The organism is Roseomonas aerilata DSM 19363 (genome assembly GCF_000711725.1).
GTDB classification, from domain to species: Bacteria; Pseudomonadota; Alphaproteobacteria; order Acetobacterales; family Acetobacteraceae; genus Roseomonas; species Roseomonas aerilata.
This window is the reverse complement of sequence record NZ_JONP01000003.1, coordinates 276,824-294,254: the sequence shown is the minus strand read 5'-3', so window position 1 is coordinate 294,254 and position 17,431 is coordinate 276,824. Positions and strand designations below refer to the sequence as shown.

The following is a 17,431-nucleotide window of genomic DNA, read 5'->3' as shown; positions in this document are numbered from 1 at the left end:
GGCGGCCCTTTTCGTTGTGCCCCGCTACTGCGCCGTGACCTTCGCGGCGCGGATCACCGGTTCCCACAACACGAACTCGTCGCGCACGAAGCTGTCCAGCTCGGCGGGGGTGGAAACCTCGGCCTCCGCCCCAAGCTCCGCGAAGCGGGCCTTCATGCCCGGTTCCTCTAGCGCCTGCCGAACCGCCCCGCTGAGCCGCGTCACGATCTCGGGCGGCGTCGCGCGCGGGGCGAAGAGGGCGGTCCAGGACCGCACCGCGAAGCCCTGCACGCCGAGTTCCGTCACCGTGGGGATGTCGGGCTTCAGCGCCGAGCGCTTCTCCCCGGCCACCGCCAGGATCTTCACCTTTCCGGCCTCGGCCTGCGGCAGGGCGGTCGGCAGGTTGAGGAAGGCGAGCGAGACCTGCCCGGCCACGAGGTCGTTCAGCGCCGGCCCGCCGCCCCGATAGGGGACATGGACGATGTCCACCCCTGCCCGCATCGCGAAGAGCTCCCCCGCCAGGTGCTGCGAGCCGCCGACGCCGGAGGAGGCGAAGGAGTGCCTACCGGGCTCGCGCTTCAGCAGCGCCAGCAGCCCCGCCATGTCGGAAACACCCAACCGGTTCGCGACGGTCAGCGCCAGCGGGATATCGGCCAGTTGGGAGACCCCGGCGAAGGCTCCCCGCGGGTCCGGCATGCTGCCGGGTGCCACGATCGGGTACATCACGTGGTTGCTGGCGGAGGAGACGAGGAAGACGGTGCCGTCCGCCGGCCCGCGCGCCACCGTCGCGGTGCCGATCGAGCCGCCCGCCCCCGTGCGGTTGTCCACCACGAAGGACTGGCCAAGGATCGCCTGCAGCCGGGGCGCCAGCAGCCGCGCCACCACGTCGGTCGAGCCGCCGGCGGTGTAGGGGACCACGAGGCTCACAGTCCGCTCCGGCCAGGCAGCCAGCGCCGGCATGGCCAGCGCTGCGCCCGAGGCGGCCAGCAATCCGCGCCGTGTCGTGTTCATGTCATCTCCTCCGATCGGCCGCCAAGGCCGCGCTTGCGTCCCAGCCTACGCCCTTGCGACGATCACGGAAGACGGCCGCCGAAGATGGCCGATGCGGAGGAAACATGACGACGCGCCGCGCCCTGCTGCTCGCTGCCCCTGCCCTGACCCTCGCCGGCCCCGCCCTCGCGGCTTGGCCCGACCGGCCGGTGCGGATCGTCGTGTCCTTCACCGCCGGCGGCACGACGGACATCATCGCCCGCCTCGTCGGCAACCTTCTCTCGGAGCGCTGGGGCCAGCCGGTGGTGATCGAGAACCGCGCGGGCGCCGGGGGCAATATCGGCACGGAATACGTCGCCCGCTCGGCGCCCGATGGCTACACGCTGCTCGTCGCCTCGGTCGGGCCACTGGCGGTCAACCAGTCGCTCTATCGGACGATGCCCTACGACACGCGGCGGGACCTGGCGCCGGTCAGCCTTCTGGCCTCGGTGCCGAACATCCTCGTGGTCGCGCCGGACTCGCCGGCCCGCAGCGTGGCCGAGCTGGTGGCGCTGGCGAAGCAGCGGCCGGGCGGCCTCTCCTACGGTTCGACCGGCGTCGGCACCTCCTCGCACCTCGCCAGCGCGATGATGGACGGGATGGCGGGGGTGCAGACCACGCACGTGCCCTATCGCGGCGCGGTCGCGCTGAATGACCTGCTGACACGGCGGATCGACTTCATGTTCGCGACCATCCCCTCGGTCATCGAGCAGATCCGGGCCGGCAAGCTCCGCGCGCTCGCGGTCTCCACCCTCGCTCGCTCCCGCTCCTCCCCGGAGGTGCCGACCATGGCGGAACTCGGCTTCGAGGGGTTCGACGCCTCCTCCTGGTTCGGGATCCTGGGGCCTGCCGGCACTCCGCGGGAGGTGGTGGAGCGCGTCTCCGCCGATGCCGCAGCCGCCGTCCGCCGCCCGGACATCGAGCGCCAGATGATCGAGCAGGGTGCGGACCCCGTGGGCAGCACGCCCGAGGAGTTCGGCGCCTTTCTGGACAAGGAGATTGCCCGCTGGGCCACCGTCGTGCGGCTTTCCGGTGCCAGCGTGAACTAGCGGCGCTTCACCGACCTCTTGTTGCGAATTCGCATCAGCGCCGCGCTGTCGCGCGGTTCAGCTTGCCCGACTAGTGAATCATCACTTAAATGTGATGAAGAACACATTCGGGGGTCATCCGCATGACGACCATCGCGTGGGACGGCAAGGCGCTCGTCGGCGACCGGCGGGTCAGCGTCGGCACCACCACTTATTCCTCGACAAAGATCCGCCGAACACCGGATGGCCGCCTGCTGGGCGCGACCGGCGACTGGTACGTGGCCTGCGCCGTGCTGGACTGGCTCGAGGGCCTGACCGGCCGCCCGGACGGCCAGGCCTCCGACCGTTGGTGCACGGCGATCGAGGTGCTGCCGGACGGCCGCTGCTGGCTGCACGGGCGCGACGGAAAATGGGCGGTGGAGGACGGCTTCACCGCCATCGGGTCGGGGCGCGAGTACGCGTTGGCGGTCATGGCGGTCGGCCTCGACGCCCGGCGCGGGGTGGAGGTCGCTGCCCGCTTCGATCCCGGCACTGGGAACGGCATCGACGTGCTGGAGTTGGAGCCGAGCGCGGCCGCGCGCCCGGCCGAGGCCCCCAACCTCTCGATCGCCGCCTGAGCCGCGGCTCGCGCTACTCCGCGTAGCTCGGGTCGAGCCGGTCGAGCATCCGCAGCAGTCCCGGCCATTCCATGAGGCCGTAGGGCCTGCGGACGTTCGGCTGGTAGTTCTGGTAGGTGGCGTCCAGCACCGCCTTCGGCACGGGGTGCAGCGGCGTGTTGCAGGACATGGCGGCGATCTGCGCACGGCAGGAGAGTTCCAGCCGGTGCAGGGCGTTGAAGGCCTCCCCCACCGTGCGGCCGACGGTCAGCAGCCCGTGGTTCCGCAGGATCATGGCGTTGTTCTCGCCGAGATTGGCGACCAGCGCCTCCTGCTCCGTCAGGTCCAGCACCACGCCCTGGTACTCGTGATAGCTGATCTTCGTGAAGCGCATCGCCGTCTGCGTCATCGGCAGCAGCCCGCATTCGAGCGACGAAACCGCCATTCCCGGCCAGGTATGCGTGTGGATCACGCAGTCCAGGTCGTGCCGGGCGCGGTGGATGGCGGAGTGGATGACGTAGCCCGCGCGGTTGATGCCGAAGTCGAAATCCCCGTAGTCCGGCTTGTCGAGGATCGTGCCGTCGATATCGACCTTGATGAGGGAGGAGGCCGTCATCTCCTCGTACATCATGCCGTAGGGGTTGATGAGGAAGGCATTGTCCTCCCCCGGCACGCGGACGGAGATGTGGTTCGCCATCATGTCCGCCATCCCGTAATGGGCGACGAGGCGGTAGCAGGCGGCGCAATCGATCCGCGCCTGCCACTCGGCGGGCGAGACGCGCTCCCTCATCGGGGTTATCCGCAGCGTCTTCTTCGCGTGCTCGAGCATGGCGTCCTCTCCCGGTTCTTGTCGTCGGTGGCCGGCATGATCCGCCCGCACGCCCGGTCCCGCCAGGGCTTTCGCGGCCACGGGGAGTTCCCGAAGCCGCGATGGCCGCTCAGGCCGCCGAGCCGAGTGCCCGGTCGGTGGGACCAGTCCCTGCCGGGGGTGGCGTCGGGTGCCGTTCCAGCGCGTGGCGCAGCAGCGCCGCCGAGCGGTAAACCCCGTGCACCATCTTCGAGTAGGGGATGACGAGGAAGAGGGCGAGGATGACGCCGAGGTGGACGGCCAGCAGCACCCCCATGGCCCCCGTCTCCCGCAGCCCCAACAGCAGCAGCCCGGTGGCGGCCGAGAGGAAGAGCAGCACGAGCAGCGCGTAGTCCGCGCCCAGCAGGTTCCGCGCCGCCGGTGCCGGATCGGACACGATCTTCACCCAGATCAGGCCAGCGGTGCCGACCACCATGCCGATGCCGCCCCAGAAGCCGAGCTGCACCGGCAGGCTGAGGAAGGGATAGGGCGCCACGTGCCCGAGGAAGTGGTCGTAGAAGGTGGCGCTGGTGGTGGAGGCGAAGCAGAGCAGGAAGCCGTAGAACATGGCGTGGTGGAAGCGCCGGCGGGACTGCGAGAAGGCCTCGTCCCGGTCGTTGCAGCCCCCTCCCCCGCCGCCGAGGTTCTTCAGCGTGAAGATGTCGTGCAGCGCGACGGCGAGTGGCCGGCCGCGCGTCAACTCATCGGCCCGTCCGCCGGTGTCGCGCCAGAAGTTGCGGAAGCCCATCACGAGCGCGACGATGGAGAAGATGAAGGTTCCCCCCGCCAGCGTCGTCATCAGCCACCAAGGAATGACGCGGTAGAAGGCGCCCGGCCCAACCTGCGGCTGGTAGAGGACGCGCGGGTCCACCAGCGCCATGGTCAGCAGCAGCACCAGCGCGATGCCGCCCGCGGCCACCAGCGAGACCACCGTGCCGTTGCGCTTGAACAGACCCGCCAGCGGCCCCGGCCAGGCATATTCCTCGTAGGTCTCCGCCCGCACCTGGGCGAGCACCTGCGGCACGTTGATGTTGAAGGGGTGCGGCGGCGCGTACTGACAGGCGTAGTAGCAGCCGCGGCAGTTGTGGCAGAGATTGGCGATGTAGCTGAGATCCCCGGTGGAGAACTCCCGCCGCATCGTCATCGCCGGGAAGACGGCGCAGAAGCCCTCGCAGTAGCGGCAGGCGTTGCACACCTCCATCGCGCGGCGGGCTTCGGTGGTGGCCTCAGTTTCGCGCATTCCTCGCGGCCTCCCTGCCTGCGATCCGTCCGAAGACGGTGCCGATCGCCATCCCAAAGCCGGCCAGATAGCCCTTGCCGAGGATGGAACCAGCCATGATCTCGCCCGAGGCGAACAGGTTCGCGCTGGGGCGGCCGTCGTCCATGAGCACGCGCGCGTTCTCGTCCACCTTCACGCCGAGATAGGTGAAGGTAATCCCGCAGCGCAGCGGATAGCCGAAGAAGGGCGGGTCCGTGATCGGCCGCGCCCAGTGGGTTTTCGGCGGGTCCAGCCCCTCCGTCCGGCAGCCGTCCAGCCGGGTGGAGTTGAACTCGCCGGGCCGGCAGGCCGCGTTGAACTCGGCAACCGTCTTCTCGACGGCCTGCGGGTCCAGCCCGAGCTTCACCGCCAGCTCGCCCACCGTATCCGCCTTGATGGCGGGGAAGACGCTCGGCATGAACAGCTTCTCGGCCTTGGAGTCGATGATCGAGTAGCCCACCTGGTCTGGCTGCTGCGCGACGAGCCGTCCCCAGATGGCGTAGCGCTTGGGCCAGACATCCTCGCCCTCGTCGTAGAAGCGCTCGCCGTGCTTGTTCACGACGACGGAGAAGGGCACGCAGTCCAGCCGCGTGACGATGCCGCCGTCGAAGCGCGGCGCCCGGCCGTCGATCGCCACCGCGTGGCACTGGCTGGCATCGCCGACCTGCGCCACGCCCTGGTCGAGCAGGTTCCGCAGCACCACCCCCTGGGCGTAGGGCGTGCCGCGCACGAGGATGTTCTTCGCAGCCTCGCCCCAACCCACCTTCAGCCACTCGTGGTTCGCCTGGAACCCGCCGGAGGAGGCGATGACGACCTTCGCGCGCACCGTCTCGGGGAAGCCGCGGTGGTCGATCACCACCTCGCGCACGAAGCCGTCGTCCAGCTTCAGGTCCACGGCCTCGGTGTCGTAGAGGATGTCGATCCCCAGCCGCTCGGCGGTCGCGAAATAGGCGTTCACCAACGCCTTGCCGCCGCCGAGGAAGAAGGCGTTGGTGCGGGAAAGGCTCAGCGTGCCCGAGAGCGAGGGCTGGAAGCGCACGCCGCAGGCCTCCATGAAGGGCAGCGCGTCATGCGTCAGGCGGATGGTCATCCGCGCCAGGTTCTCGTCAGTCTGGCCGCCCGTGACGCGCAGCAGGTCGTCCCAGTACTCGTCCTCGAGATAGGCCTCGGTGAGCACCTTCGTCGGCTCGGGATGCATGGTCCGCATGTTGCGCGTGTGGCGGCTGTTGCCGCCGCGCATCGGCTTGGGCGCGGACTCGATCAGCAGCACGGAGCAGCCGGCCTGGCGCGCGGTGACCGCGGCGCAGAGGGCGGCGTTGCCGCCACCTATCACCAAAACGTCCCAGATCCGCGAGAAATCCGGCATCTCCCGGCCGTCCTCCAGAATGTATACCGGCGGATACAACTCGGGAGCGCGGCTTACAAGTCTTCTATCCTGGGCGGGTGGAGAGACCGATCCGCACCTTGAAGGCGTTGCGGATGTGCCGGCGCGCCGCGGCCTCGGCCGCTTCGGCGTCCCGCGCCTCGATCGCGGCCACGATTGCCGCGTGCTCCTCGACCGATTCCGCGCCTCGCCGGGGCACCGCCAGGGTCGTGCCGCCGAGGAGCGCGAGAGAGAGGCGCATGTTCTCGAGGATGGTGTTCAGGAAGCTGTTCCGCGCCGCCAAATAAACCTGTTGGTGGAACAGCCGGTTGGTGCCGGCGAGGCGCCCGGGGTCCTCCTGCAGCCCGCGGTCGCGCTCCACCATCTCCCGCAGGATCTCCACCTCCGTCGGTGTGGCATGAGTGGCGGCGAGGTTGGCGGCGGTGCCCTCCAGCACCTCCCGCATGTGGTAGAGTTCGGTCATCTGCGCGTAGCCGAGGCTGGCCACCACAGCGCCGTGATGCGGCTCGTGCAGCACCAGGCCCTGCGCCTCCAGCCGCTTCAGCGCCTCGCGCACGGGGGTGCGGCTGATGCCGAAGCGCACGGCCAGCTCCGCCTCCCGCAGGCGGGTGCCGGCGGGCAGGGCGCCGCTGTCGATGGCCGCCAGCAGCAGGTCATAGGCCTCGGAGCCAGAGGAACGGCTGGGGCGCGTCGTCATCGCTCCTACCCGGCCCGGCGGTCGCGCGCGATGTCGAGGAAGACCTCCTCCAGGTCGCTTCGCCCGTAGCGCGCGAGGAGGTCAGTGGGCGAGCCGCTGTCCACCAGCCGCCCGGTTTTGAGCATCAGCACGCGGTCGCAGAGCCGCTCCACCTCCGCCATGTTGTGGGAGGCGAGGAGGATCGCGCAGCCGCTCTCCGCCCGGTACCGCTCCAGCCAGGAGCGCACCCAGTCCGCCGTGTCGGGGTCGAGGCTCGCCGTGGGCTCGTCCAGCAGGAGGAGGTCCGGGCGGTTGATGAGGGACTTGGCCAGCGCCACCCGCGTCTTCTGCCCGGCCGAGAGCTGGCCCGCCGGTCGGTCCATGAGGTCCGCAAGCGAGAGCTGCGCGGCGAGTTCCGCGATCCGGCCCTCGGCGTCCGGCACGTCGTAGAGATGGGCGTAGACGCGCAGGTTCTCCCCCACGCTCAGCCGGTGCGGCAGGGAGATGTAGGGCGAGGAGAAATTCGCGCGGCCGAGCGCGGCAAAGCGGTCCCGCGCCATGTCGTGCCCGAGCAGCCGCACGCGGCCGGAGGAGGGGATCAGCAGGCCGAGGAGCATGGCGATGGTCGTGCTCTTGCCCGCGCCGTTGCCGCCGAGCAGCCCCATCGTGCCCCCGCGCGGCAGGGTGAAGGAGAGGCCATCCACCGCGACGGTGGCGCCGTAGCGCTTGGTCAGCTCCTCCACCTCGATGGCGGGGGCATGGGGGTCCGGGGCCGGGCGCATGGGCAAGGGATAGGCTGCCCGGCGGCACCCCGCCAGGGCGGGGCCATTACCGGCGCAGGTGGCGATCCGTCGCGCGGCCCTGGAAAAGAGTGATGCCGCTTTCCCAACCCCAGGCAATGGCCGCCGCCCGGTCCGCGCTGGTGAGCACCACCGAAACGCCCTCCAGCGCCGCGGGGGGCGGCGGGCTGGCGGGAAGCGCCTCGTCCCAGGCCAGGCGCACGACGCTGGCACCCAGCCGGGCAGGGTTCAGCAGCGCCAGGGCCTCGCCGCACGGCGCCTCCAGCGCGAGGGGATAGCCGCGGCTGACCGCGAGATCCCGCCCGAGCGCGAAGCCTGCCGGGTCGGCCAGCACCTCGGCCGCCGTGACGGCCAGGGTGAGCATCGGCCGCACCGCGCGCGGCAGCCGCCCGTCGAGCACGAGGAAGGCTTCCGAAGTCAGCGCCGCGACAGAGAGCGAGAGGTGCAGCGGTCGCGGTGCCGCCAGCCATTCGGGCCGCGCGATGCCCGCGAGCATCCGGGTTTCCAGCAGAAGCCGCAGCTGCGCCGCCAGCGCCGGCACCTCCGCCAGCCCCCGCCCGGGCAGCAGCCGGTCCCGCAGCGCACCGGGCATAGGGGCGATGGATTCGGCCGCGATACCCGATTCCCCCTCCGGGCCCAGCCGGCAGATGGGCTGGCGGCGGAGATAGGGCGCGGGATCCGCGCGGGCCAGGGCGGGCAGCACCGCCGCCAGTTCCTCGGCCAGCAGGGGCGGCAGTTCCGGGGGGGCGGCCACGGCGGCCACGGCGAGGCCGAGGCTTTCCTCCAGGGCGGCCAGCAGGGCGCTGGACTGCTCGGGCAGGCGCATGCCGCGGACCACCTCGGCGATCGCGGCCTCGTCCACGGCGCCATCGAGCACGCGTAGCACGGCGGCGCGCAGCGTGTCCGGCGGCGCAGTGGCGACCGCCATGTCGCCGTTCGGTAGGTGGAAGACGCGCGCTCGGCGGGCGTGCTGCGGCAGGGCCAGCGCCTCGCGCAACAGGCGGCGGTGATGCGGGCGGTCCAGGCCCTTCGGCAAGCGGGAGAGCCGCAGCCAGAGCACGTCCCGCACGGCACCGGAGGCAAGGCAGATGCGGGTCATCGCGGCCAGGTCCGCCGCGCCGCCGTCGGGCCCGGTCAGCGGCGGCGGGTCCACCGGCAGGGCGGAAACCCGCGCGCCGCCTACGGCGAGCTGGAGCGTCATCCGGCTCCGGCCTCCCGGCGGCGCCGGGCGGCGAGCAGCCGGTTTGGCCAGGGCCCGGCGAAGCGGCCGATGCCGCGCGCGAGGCCCCAGGAGAGCGCCGCCCCCTCCGCCACGCCTTCCAGCACCACCCGCGCCGGGTCGAGCGCCACCCAGAACCCGTCGGGCAGCGCGACCAGCGCGGGGTCGAAGGGCAGGTGCAGCACCTCCCCGCGTAGGTGGGCGGGGTCGATCAGGGCCAGGCCCGCGGCACCCGGGCCGTCGATGCCGAAGCGCCCCACCGGCGGCCGGGCCAGGGCACGGGGCGGCAGGATTGGAAGCAGCGCGCCCGGCGGAGCGGCGGGCATCGCCTCGGGCGGGAGGTCGAGGTGCAGCGTGCCCTCGGATTCGGGCAGGAGCGCCAGCGTGCGGCGGGCCACCAGCCCCCAGGCATGGGTCTGCCACGGGGCACCCGCCCAGCGCGTCCCGAGCGCGGTGGAGATTGCCGTAGCAGAGGGCAGCACCCGCTCCCCCACCAGGCAGGGCGCCCCGCCCTCGCCGAAGCCGAGGATGGGCCGGCGCTCCAGCAGCCGCTCCAGCGGGATGGCGCCAAGCAGGGCCTCCAGCCCCGTGGCGGGCGCCTGGGCGGTGAGTGGCACCGCGACCGTCTCGGTCAGCAGGGCGGCGTCCCGGCCGTGCAGCACGGCGGTGAGGGCGCGATGTGCCATGTCGAGCGCCGGCGCGGCAGCGACGAGCCGCCAGGCCCCGTCCTCGGCCGAGGAGACGCGGCCGCCGCGGTTGCGGGCGGCGTCCTCCAGCAGTGCGCGGGCTACCCGATGAGCCTCGGGCGCGAGCCCGGGGCCGGGTCGGAATAGCAGCGCCGCCAGCGGTGGCCCTTGCCGGGCCGGGTGCGGAGCAGGGGTCATGGCAGCGACGATTTTGCGCGAAAGGGGTTAACGCGGGGTCACCGGGCGCAACGGCCGGTTGCCACCCGCCCCGGCGGCGGGCTACGCCAAAGCCGATGAACGGCCCCGCGCCAGAGAATCCAGCCCCCACGCCGGGCCCCAACCCAGGTCCCATCATGGCCGCGGCCGACCTGTCGGAGGCCGTGCGCGCCCTGCGCCGGGCCTCGGTGCTCGTCGTCGGCGACGCCATGCTCGACCGTACGGTCTACGGCACGGTCACCCGCATCTCGCCCGAGGCGCCCGTGCCGGTGCTGAGCGTGGAACGCGAGGTGGCGACGCCCGGCGGCGCCGGGAACGTCGTGCGCAACCTGACCGCCTTCGGCGCTTCCGTCGCCTTCCTCTCGGTGGTGGGGGACGACCAGGCGGGCTCGGATCTTACGGGGCTGATCGGCGGGCAACCGGGGGTGGAGCCCTGGCTGCTGGTCCAGGGCGGCCGTGCCACCACGACCAAGACGCGCTTCATCGCCGCCGGGCAGCACCTGCTGCGGGCCGACCACGAGGTCGCGCGCGCCATCCACCCGCGCCTCGCGGACCGGCTGGTACGGATCGCCCAGGACACGATCGCGGCCACCAAGGTCATCATCCTCTCGGACTACGGGAAGGGCGTGCTGGCGGGGGACGTGCCGCAGCGCCTGATCGCCGCGGCCCGCGCGGCCGGGCGGCGCGTGGTGGTCGACCCGCACGGGGCGGACCACAGCATCTACGCCGGCGCCGACCTGATCACCCCGAACCGCGCGGAACTGCGCGCGGCCACCGGCATGGAGATCGAGAGCGAGGCCGGGCTGCTCGCCGCCGCCCGCGCGCTCAGCGGGCGCTTCTCGATCGGCGCCGTGCTCGTGACTCGTGGCCGCGAGGGCATGACCCTGCTGGACGGCGACCAGGTGCATCATTTCCACGCCGAGGCGATGGAGGTGGCGGACGTCGCCGGCGCTGGGGACACGGTGGCGGCCATGGTGGCCGCGGGCATGGCGGCCGGGCTGCCGCTTCCTGTCGCCGCGCGCCTGTCGAACATGGCGGCCGGGCTGGTGGTGGGGAAGGTCGGCACGGCAGTGGCGCGGGATGCCGACATCCTCGAATCCCTCGGCGCCGAGCGGGGCACGCTGCGCAAGATCGTCACCCGCCTGCGCGCCGCCGAGCAGGCGGAGCGCTGGCGGCGCCAGGGCTGGCGCGTCGGTTTCGCGGACGGTTCCTTCGACCTTCTCAACCCCGGCCACCGCCACATGCTGGAGCAGGCGCGGCGCTGGTGCGACCGGCTGGTGGTGGGCGTGCGGAGCGACGAGGCCGTGCGCCGCCTGAAGGGCCCGATGCGTCCGGTGCAGGCCGAGGCGGTGCGGGCGGCGGCCCTTGCCTCCCTTCCCTGCGTGGACCTCGTGACCTCCTTCGAGGAGGACGACCTCCTTCCCCTGGTCGAGGCCATCCGGCCGGACGTGCTGGTCAAGGGCTCCGACCACCGGATCGAGGAAGTGGTGGGCAACGCCGTCGTCCAGGCATGGGGCGGCATCGTGCGCCTGGCGGTGCTGCCGCCGGAGGTCGAGGCCCTCGTCGCGAGCCTGCCGGACTGATCCAGCGGGAAGCGGCTTGCCGCTTCCTCGCCCCCGCGGAGAGGGCTCTCCCCCTCCGCCCTGCCGGTTCCTCGCCGCCTCCGCTCCGTTCAGCGCCTGTTCAGCGGCGTCCCTGCATCGTCCCGATCAGGATCAGGTGCTCCTTGATCGAGTTGTTCGAGAGCGTCGCCGCGATCTTGTCCGGCGCGGGCGCGTTGCCGGCCATGATGGCGCTGGTCAGGCTCAGCAGCTCCTGGTGGCCACGCTCCTGCACCTCGAGGAACATGCGCTCGAAATCGGCGCCATTCGCGCCGCGCAGGCTCTCGAGCATCTTGCCGCGATCGTTGCCGAAGCTCGCCATGGGGAAGTCGTGGCCCGCCAGCTTCATGGCCTGGGCGACGCCCTCCTGCTCCTGGATCTCGAAATTGGCGAAGCGCTTCACCTCGGGGTTCGTCGCCTTCTCGGCACCGATCTGCGCGGTTGCGTGGGAGAAGGAGCCGGCCTCGTAGAGCATCCGCGCGAGGCGCTCCGGCGGGGCAGCGGCCAGGTTCTCGGGCGGCACGTCGGCGCGGGGGGAATTGCCCTGAGCATGGGCGAGAACGGGCAGCAGGGCGGCCCCCGCGAGGGCGAGGGGGATGGCGCGACGGTTCATGGGCTCTACGTCTCCGGAGGGGCAGGTGCCGCCGCGGGGCGGCGGGCCGGAGAAGGAACGGTCCGTGCGCGTCCTGGTTCCGTAGGGCAGAATCACTGCCCTCGGCCGGGGAGCGCCTCTACTCGCAGAGCAGCGCGGCGCGCATCTCCTGCGAACCCACGGGATCGCAGAGGGCGGCGAGGCGTCCGGCCGCCAGCACGGCGTAGCGGTGCATGAGCGACTTTCGCCGCGCGCCCGCCAGCGCCTTGTGCTCGGTGTCGCGCACCATCACGGCGTCGAAGCCGTCGCTGACGATCAGACCGATCTCCTCGGGGATGAGTTCCTGCGGGAAGTCGCAATCGACGGCGAAGTAGAGCCGGTCGCACCAGTCGCGGTACTCGTGCCACTTGTTGTCCGAGAGGAAGTCGCGGGGTCCCGATTTCACCTCGATGGCGTAGAGGCAGCCTTCCGGGGTGAGCGCCATGATGTCCAGCCGCCGCCCGCAGGGGATGGGCATCTCGGCGAGCGGCGCCCAGCGGTTGCGGGCACAGAAGCGCATGGCCGCGCGGCAGGTGGAGGCCGTGCGCTCGGGGATGGTCAGGTCCAGCGGCATCGGCCGGATTCACGACGAGTCGTGAGACAGGTCAAGCTTCACCTGCCCCTCCCGCCGGGTGTAGGGAAGCGGGTGGCCGATAACCTCCCCTTCTGGAAGCGGAAATCCCTCTCCGCGATGACGCGCGCCGAGTGGGAATCCCTCTGCGACGGCTGCGGGCGCTGCTGCCTGCACAAGATCCGCGACGAGGACACCGAGAGGGTCCACTTCACCAACGTCGCCTGCCGCATGCTCGATCCCCAGGGCTGCGGCTGCCGCGACTACGCCAACCGGCGCGACCACGTGCCGGACTGCGTGCAGCTGAAGGCGAAGATGGTGCCGGAGCTGGATTGGCTGCCGCCCACCTGCGCCTACCACCTCCTCGCCCACGGGCAGGACCTGCCGGACTGGCACCCGCTGGTTTCGGGGGATCCGGAAAGCGTCCATCGCGCCGGCATCTCCGTCCGCGACCGTGTCGTTTCGGAACGCGACGCTGGGGCGCTGGAAGATCATGTCGTGACATGGCCCGGCCGCTGGCCAGGCCGGCGCGCCGCGCCCAAGGTGGCGGCACAGCGGGCGGCGGAAGCGGTCCGGCAGACGAGGAGGAAGACGGGATGACCAAGGCCCTCTACGGCGGCGTGAACGCCGCGCTGATCACGGCGGTGCACGCCGACCTCTCGCCCGACCATGTCCGTACAGCCGCCCACGCGAAGTGGCTGCTGGCGAATGGCTGCGACGGGCTGGGCGTGCTCGGCACCACCGGGGAGGCGAATTCGTTCGGCCTCAAGGAACGCCGGGTAGTCCTGGAATCTCTCGTGCAGAACGACGTGCCGGTAACGCGGCTGATGCCGGGTACGGGCACCACCAACCTTTCCGACACGGTGGAGCTGTCGCGCCACGCTCGCGACCTCGGCTGCCCTGGCGTGCTCGTGCTGCCGCCCTTCTACTACAAGAACCCGACAGACGAGGGGCTCTACGCCTATTTCTCGGAGGTGATCGAGCGCAGCGGCAGCGGGCTCGCCTTCTATCTCTACCACTTCCCCGCGCAGTCGGCGGTGCCCCTCTCCCTCGAGCTCGTCGGGCGGCTGCTGGATGCCTTCCCGGGCGTGGTGCGCGGCGTGAAGGACAGCACGGGCGATCCCGCCCAGGCCCGCGGCTTCATCGAGGCCTTCGCCTCCCGCGGCTTCGAGGTCTATCCGGGCGCGGACAACCTGCTGCAGGAGATGCTGGCCATCGGCGCGGCCGGCTGCATCACGGCGGCGGCCAATATCGTCGCCCGCTTCTCCCAGGTGGTCTATTCGAAGCGGACGGGGCCGGAGGCGGATGCCGCCCAGGCCGTGCTGAAGGCCGGCCGCGCCGCGGCCAGTTCCGTGCCGCTGATCGCGGGGCTGCGCGAGGTCCTCGCCCGCAGCACGAACGACGAGGCCTGGCGCCATATCCGCCCGCCGAACACCCGCCTCTCGCCGGCCCAGGCGGATGCGGTCTGGCAGGCCTGGCAGGGGACCGGCGCCCTGCCCCTTCCCGGCCTGGCCGAGTACGGCATGTCCCTGGCCGCCGAATGAGTGCCGCGTCCGAGCCGCTGCGCTGCCGCATCCCCGCCGTCTCCACGGTGCAGGTGGATGACGAGACCTCCCGCGTCACGCGCTGGGACTTCCCGCCCGGCTCGGAGACGGGCTGGCACCGGCACGGCTGGGCCTATCTCGTCGTGCCCGTGACGGACGGGACGATGACGCTGGAGGAACCCGGCGGCGCCACGCGGGAGGCGACCATCCGCGCGGGCGTCTCCTATTCCCGCCCGCCGGGGGTGGAGCACAACGTGATCAACGGCGGGACCGAGCCCTTCTCCTTCGTGGAGATCGAGTTCAAGGCTCACCCCGGCTGACGAGATGCCCGGCCCGCTGGGTCGGGACCTCCACCAGCAGGTGCAGCAGCGTCGCGGCGGCGAGTGCGAGGGCTGTCGTTGCCAGGATGGCGGCCCAGGCCGGGGCACCGGCCTCCAGCAGCAAGTGCATCACCGCGTAGCCGGCCACCGCGTGCACCACATAGAGCGGGTAGCTGATCCGGGCGAGCGCATCGAGCGGCGCTGGGACGCGCCGGATGCGGTGGCGGATGGCGAAGAGACCGCCGAACAGGGCGAGGGCGCAGCCATAGGCGGTCAGCCCCGGCACCGTCTGCCAGCCCATGATCCCGCCCGCCCATTGCAGCGCGAAGAGGCCGAGCAGCGCCGCGCCGGTGCCGAGACAGGCCGCGCCACCGGCCGTACCCCGGTGAAAGGCCGCGAAGACCGTGCCGACGAGCATGAAGGTGATCATCTGCGCGCTCAGCGCCAATTCCTCGCGCGCTGCCTGCCCACCCGGCGGCCAGGGAATGGCAGCCGCGACCGCCGAGAGGCCTGCCAGGACCAGGCCCGCGACGAGCAGCGGCCGCACCGCCCCGGCCCGGATCGCGGGGGCGATCAGCAGGCAGAGCAGGTAAAAGCGGACCTCGATAGCGAGCGTCCAGCTGATGCCGTCGATCGTCGGCAGGCCCAGCACGTCCTGCACGAACAGCAGGTGGGCCAGCCACTGGCCGATCCCGAAGGGCACGGGGTTGCCGAAGTGCCGCGCGCAGGCCCAGACGGCGGCCATGGTGACCAGGAGCCCTGCCGCATAGGTCGGCCAGATCCGCAGCACCCGCCCGAGCGCGAAGCCCGCCCTCCCCCGTCCGATAAGGGAAAGCGGCACGACGAAGCCGCTGATGAGGAAGAAGACGGCCACGCCGAAGTGCCCCGCGAAGCCCGGTGGCAGGGCGAGGTGGAGGGCGAGCACGCCGGGTGAGGGCCCGTCCCAGATCGGCGCGCCGACGAGGGCGCCGGCCGTCGTCCGGTTGGTCCAGAAGTGCTGGGTGTAGTGGCTCAGCAGGACGGAGACGGCGGCCAGGCCGCGCAGGGCCTGGGCGAAGGCAATGCGGGAAGAACCGGCAGTCAACCCATTGTAATCGGCAGATTTTTGCGCCGCATGTTCCACGGGATCATCCTTGCCGCTGTCAAGTCGTTGAACCGGACCCTGGGGAGGGTCCATTCTCTTTCCATGGAACATAACGAGACCGAGGTCGTTCCCCTGCGTGCCCACCCGCTGGCCCTGCCCACGCCAACGCCGGTGCGCTGGAACCGTTCGGCGCGCGCGCGGCGGGTCTCGCTGCGGATCGATCCCCGCGCGGGGGAGGTGGTGGTGACCCTGCCGCCGCGCTCTGGTCGGCGCGCCGGGATGGCGTTGCTGAACACCCATGCGGCCTGGGTGAAGGAGCGGCTGGGCAGCCTGGCGCCCGCCGTGCCGCTGGCCGAGGGGCAGGCCGTGCCGCTGGGCGGCGTGCCGCACGTGATCCGCCACGACCCCACCGCCCGCGGCCCCGCCATTCTCTGGAACGGCGAGATCGTGGTGGCCGGGGACAAGGCCTTTCTCACCCGCCGGGTGGGCGATTTCCTCAAGGCGGAGGCGAAGCGGCGGATTGCCGTGCTGGCGGCAGGGCACGCGGCCTCGCTGGGGGTGAAGATCCGGCGGATCGTGCTGAAGGACACGCGCTCCCGCTGGGGAAGCTGCGCACCGGACGGCACGCTCGCCTTCTCCTGGCGGCTGGTGATGGCGCCGGACTGGGTGCTCGACTACGTCGTGGCGCACGAGGTCGGGCACCTGCGGGAGCTGAACCACTCCGACCGTTTCTGGGCCCATGTCGCCCGCCTGACCCCGCACCGGGAGGCGGCGCAGGACTGGCTGCGGCGGCACGGGCCGACCCTGTTGCGGGTAGGGTGATCAGCCGACCACCTCAGCGGCGGTGAGGATGCCGGCCGTGAGGTGATAGAGGCTGCTGGCGGGCGCGGGCTCGCCGCTGGGGCGGCCGTGCTCGTCCAGGCGCTCGTGCCAGAGGCCGGGCGGGGCGCCGTCGAGATGCCGACGCAGGGCAGCCGCGGCACTTGCGAAGCCCGTCGCCGTTGCGCCTGGGCGCAAGGCCTCCGATTTCAGGCGCTCCGTCTGCGGCCAGAGGCGGGAGCCGGCGGCCTTCACGGCGCCGTCGCTCCACAATTCGTCGTAGAGCGTGCCGAGGCGCGGGTTGATCCCGTAGCGGTCCACGAAGCGAAGCAGCCCTGCCATCGCCTCGGCGACGTCAGGGCGTTCCCCCACCAGCCGCGCGTGCCAGCCGAGCAGCCAGACCCATTCGCAGTGGTGGCCGGCTTCCAGCACGTGCCGGCCCCCTTCCCGCTCCGGCGTCAGGTCCTCCGCATAGTATTCCGGCAGGCTGCCCGTGCGGGGGTCGCGGAAGCGGGTGAGGAAGAGGTCCACCAACCCTGTCGCGCGGTGGAGGAAGAGGTCGTCGCCGAAGGCCTCGGCGGCGGCGAGCAGCGCTTCCAGCAGGTGCATATGCGGGTTCTGGCGCCGCGGCAGGCTCGGTGGCAGGCCCTCCGCATAGCCGCCGAGGGGATGGGCGAGGTGGCCGTCGAGGTAGCGGAGCAGCGCCAGCGCCTCCTGCCGCAACGGGGCCGCCGGCAGCACCCGCGCGGCGCTGGAGAGGGCGAGAAGCACAAAGGCGTGGTCGTAGAGGTCGCGCTGCGCGTCGGTCACGCGGCCCTCGAGGTCGAAGAGGCGGGCGTAGCCGCCATCTGCCCTCCGTGCCCTTTCCCGCAGGAAGGCGATGCCGAGTTCCACCGCCTCCCCCGCGCGTGTCAGGCCGAAGCGATGGGCCTGAGAGAAGACATAGACCTGCCGCGCGGCGACGCGCAGGCGGCGGAAGGGCTCGGGGCTTTGCAGGGTCCGCAGGTCCAGGGCTTCGTGAAACCCGCCGCGCGCCCGGTCCACGCCATGCTCCAGCCAGAGCGGCCAAGCCTCCTCACGCAGCCAAGCGAGAAGGGAGGCCGCGCTGCTGACAGGGGCACCGCTCATCTGTCCGCCTCCACG

Annotated in this window: 19 protein-coding genes; 7 read left to right on the top strand and 12 right to left on the bottom strand. The window is 71.8% G+C overall.

The features are described from left to right. Positions 1 to 24: 24 nt before the first annotated feature. Entirely contained in the window at positions 25 to 990 is a 966-nt protein-coding gene (locus BO39_RS05715) for a Bug family tripartite tricarboxylate transporter substrate binding protein (RefSeq protein ID WP_043830819.1), read from the bottom strand. Positions 991 to 1,094: 104 nt separating this feature from the next. On the opposite strand from BO39_RS05715, the gene BO39_RS05710 reads away from it, so the two are divergent. Both BO39_RS05710 and BO39_RS29675 read left to right on the top strand, forming a co-directional pair. Then, positions 1,095 to 2,057 carry a tripartite tricarboxylate transporter substrate binding protein gene (locus tag BO39_RS05710; RefSeq protein WP_043830817.1) on the top strand — a complete coding sequence of 321 codons (963 nt, stop codon included), beginning with the start codon at positions 1,095 to 1,097 and terminating at the stop codon, positions 2,055 to 2,057. Between the two features lie 122 nt (positions 2,058 to 2,179). After that, positions 2,180 to 2,653 (top strand): hypothetical protein, encoded by a 474-nt coding sequence (locus BO39_RS29675; protein WP_052401590.1) that lies wholly within the window; start codon positions 2,180 to 2,182, stop codon positions 2,651 to 2,653. Positions 2,654 to 2,666: 13 nt separating this feature from the next. On the opposite strand, the gene BO39_RS05700 is transcribed toward BO39_RS29675, so the two are convergent. The 7 genes from BO39_RS05700 to BO39_RS05670 all read right to left on the bottom strand — a co-directional run bounded on the left by BO39_RS05700 (position 2,667) and on the right by BO39_RS05670 (position 9,700). Continuing rightward, positions 2,667 to 3,542 (bottom strand): class II aldolase/adducin family protein, encoded by an 876-nt coding sequence (locus BO39_RS05700; protein ID WP_245614984.1) that lies wholly within the window; start codon positions 3,540 to 3,542, stop codon positions 2,667 to 2,669. Between the two features lie 28 nt (positions 3,543 to 3,570). Further along, complete coding sequence (gene tcuB / locus BO39_RS05695; RefSeq protein ID WP_043830814.1) at positions 3,571 to 4,719, bottom strand: tricarballylate utilization 4Fe-4S protein TcuB; 1,149 nt, start codon at positions 4,717 to 4,719, stop codon at positions 3,571 to 3,573. Then, positions 4,706 to 6,103, bottom strand: coding sequence for an FAD-dependent tricarballylate dehydrogenase TcuA (gene tcuA, locus BO39_RS05690; protein WP_043831012.1), 1,398 nt, complete (start codon positions 6,101 to 6,103; stop codon positions 4,706 to 4,708). Before tcuA ends, tcuB begins: the two co-directional genes overlap by 14 nt. A gap of 64 nt (positions 6,104 to 6,167) precedes the next feature. Continuing rightward, positions 6,168 to 6,818, bottom strand: a complete 651-nt coding sequence (locus BO39_RS05685) for a GntR family transcriptional regulator (RefSeq protein WP_043830812.1) — start codon at positions 6,816 to 6,818, stop codon at positions 6,168 to 6,170. Positions 6,819 to 6,823: 5 nt separating this feature from the next. Continuing rightward, a complete protein-coding gene (locus BO39_RS05680; RefSeq protein WP_043830810.1) occupies positions 6,824 to 7,579 on the bottom strand; it encodes an ABC transporter ATP-binding protein in 756 nt (251 codons plus the stop codon). A 46-nt stretch (positions 7,580 to 7,625) separates the two neighbouring features. Next, complete coding sequence (locus BO39_RS05675; RefSeq protein ID WP_043830808.1) at positions 7,626 to 8,798, bottom strand: hypothetical protein; 1,173 nt, start codon at positions 8,796 to 8,798, stop codon at positions 7,626 to 7,628. Beyond that, entirely contained in the window at positions 8,795 to 9,700 is a 906-nt protein-coding gene (locus tag BO39_RS05670) for a hypothetical protein (RefSeq protein WP_043830807.1), read from the bottom strand. Before BO39_RS05670 ends, BO39_RS05675 begins: the two co-directional genes overlap by 4 nt. Before the next feature lie 155 nt (positions 9,701 to 9,855). Between BO39_RS05670 and BO39_RS05665 the strand changes: the two genes are divergently transcribed. Further along, positions 9,856 to 11,301: a PfkB family carbohydrate kinase gene (locus tag BO39_RS05665; protein ID WP_043830805.1), complete on the top strand. Its 1,446-nt coding sequence runs from the start codon at positions 9,856 to 9,858 to the stop codon at positions 11,299 to 11,301. Between the two features lie 100 nt (positions 11,302 to 11,401). Here the strand turns inward: BO39_RS05665 and BO39_RS05660 are convergent, their stop codons facing one another. Together BO39_RS05660 and BO39_RS05655 are read right to left on the bottom strand one after the other, a co-directional pair. Further along, positions 11,402 to 11,932, bottom strand: a complete 531-nt coding sequence (locus BO39_RS05660; protein ID WP_043830803.1) for a DUF4142 domain-containing protein — start codon at positions 11,930 to 11,932, stop codon at positions 11,402 to 11,404. Positions 11,933 to 12,050: 118 nt separating this feature from the next. After that, complete coding sequence (locus tag BO39_RS05655; RefSeq protein ID WP_043830801.1) at positions 12,051 to 12,524, bottom strand: MmcB family DNA repair protein; 474 nt, start codon at positions 12,522 to 12,524, stop codon at positions 12,051 to 12,053. Between the two features lie 72 nt (positions 12,525 to 12,596). Here BO39_RS05655 and BO39_RS05650 point away from each other — a divergent pair, with 72 nt between their 5' ends. Genes BO39_RS05650 through BO39_RS05640 form a run of 3 tightly spaced genes read left to right on the top strand, consistent with a single transcriptional unit; the run spans position 12,597 to position 14,385 of the window. Continuing rightward, the gene (locus BO39_RS05650; RefSeq protein ID WP_043830799.1) at positions 12,597 to 13,121 is read left to right on the top strand and encodes a YcgN family cysteine cluster protein; all 525 of its coding nucleotides are present in this window, start codon (positions 12,597 to 12,599) and stop codon (positions 13,119 to 13,121) included. Beyond that, complete coding sequence (locus BO39_RS05645; protein WP_052401586.1) at positions 13,118 to 14,065, top strand: dihydrodipicolinate synthase family protein; 948 nt, start codon at positions 13,118 to 13,120, stop codon at positions 14,063 to 14,065. Before BO39_RS05650 ends, BO39_RS05645 begins: the two co-directional genes overlap by 4 nt. Then, positions 14,062 to 14,385, top strand: a complete 324-nt coding sequence (locus BO39_RS05640; RefSeq protein ID WP_043830798.1) for a cupin domain-containing protein — start codon at positions 14,062 to 14,064, stop codon at positions 14,383 to 14,385. The genes BO39_RS05645 and BO39_RS05640 overlap by 4 nt, the downstream gene beginning before the upstream one ends. Here BO39_RS05640 and BO39_RS05635 read toward each other — a convergent pair. Then, positions 14,366 to 15,469 carry an acyltransferase family protein gene (locus BO39_RS05635; protein ID WP_043830796.1) on the bottom strand — a complete coding sequence of 368 codons (1,104 nt, stop codon included), beginning with the start codon at positions 15,467 to 15,469 and terminating at the stop codon, positions 14,366 to 14,368. The genes BO39_RS05640 and BO39_RS05635 overlap by 20 nt on opposite strands. Before the next feature lie 102 nt (positions 15,470 to 15,571). On the opposite strand from BO39_RS05635, the gene BO39_RS05630 reads away from it, so the two are divergent. Further along, positions 15,572 to 16,291, top strand: a complete 720-nt coding sequence (locus tag BO39_RS05630; protein WP_084697865.1) for a M48 family metallopeptidase — start codon at positions 15,572 to 15,574, stop codon at positions 16,289 to 16,291. On the opposite strand, the gene BO39_RS05625 is transcribed toward BO39_RS05630, so the two are convergent. Then, positions 16,292 to 17,416: an AGE family epimerase/isomerase gene (locus BO39_RS05625; RefSeq protein ID WP_052401584.1), complete on the bottom strand. Its 1,125-nt coding sequence runs from the start codon at positions 17,414 to 17,416 to the stop codon at positions 16,292 to 16,294. It abuts the gene before it with no gap. Positions 17,417 to 17,431 lie beyond the last annotated feature (15 nt).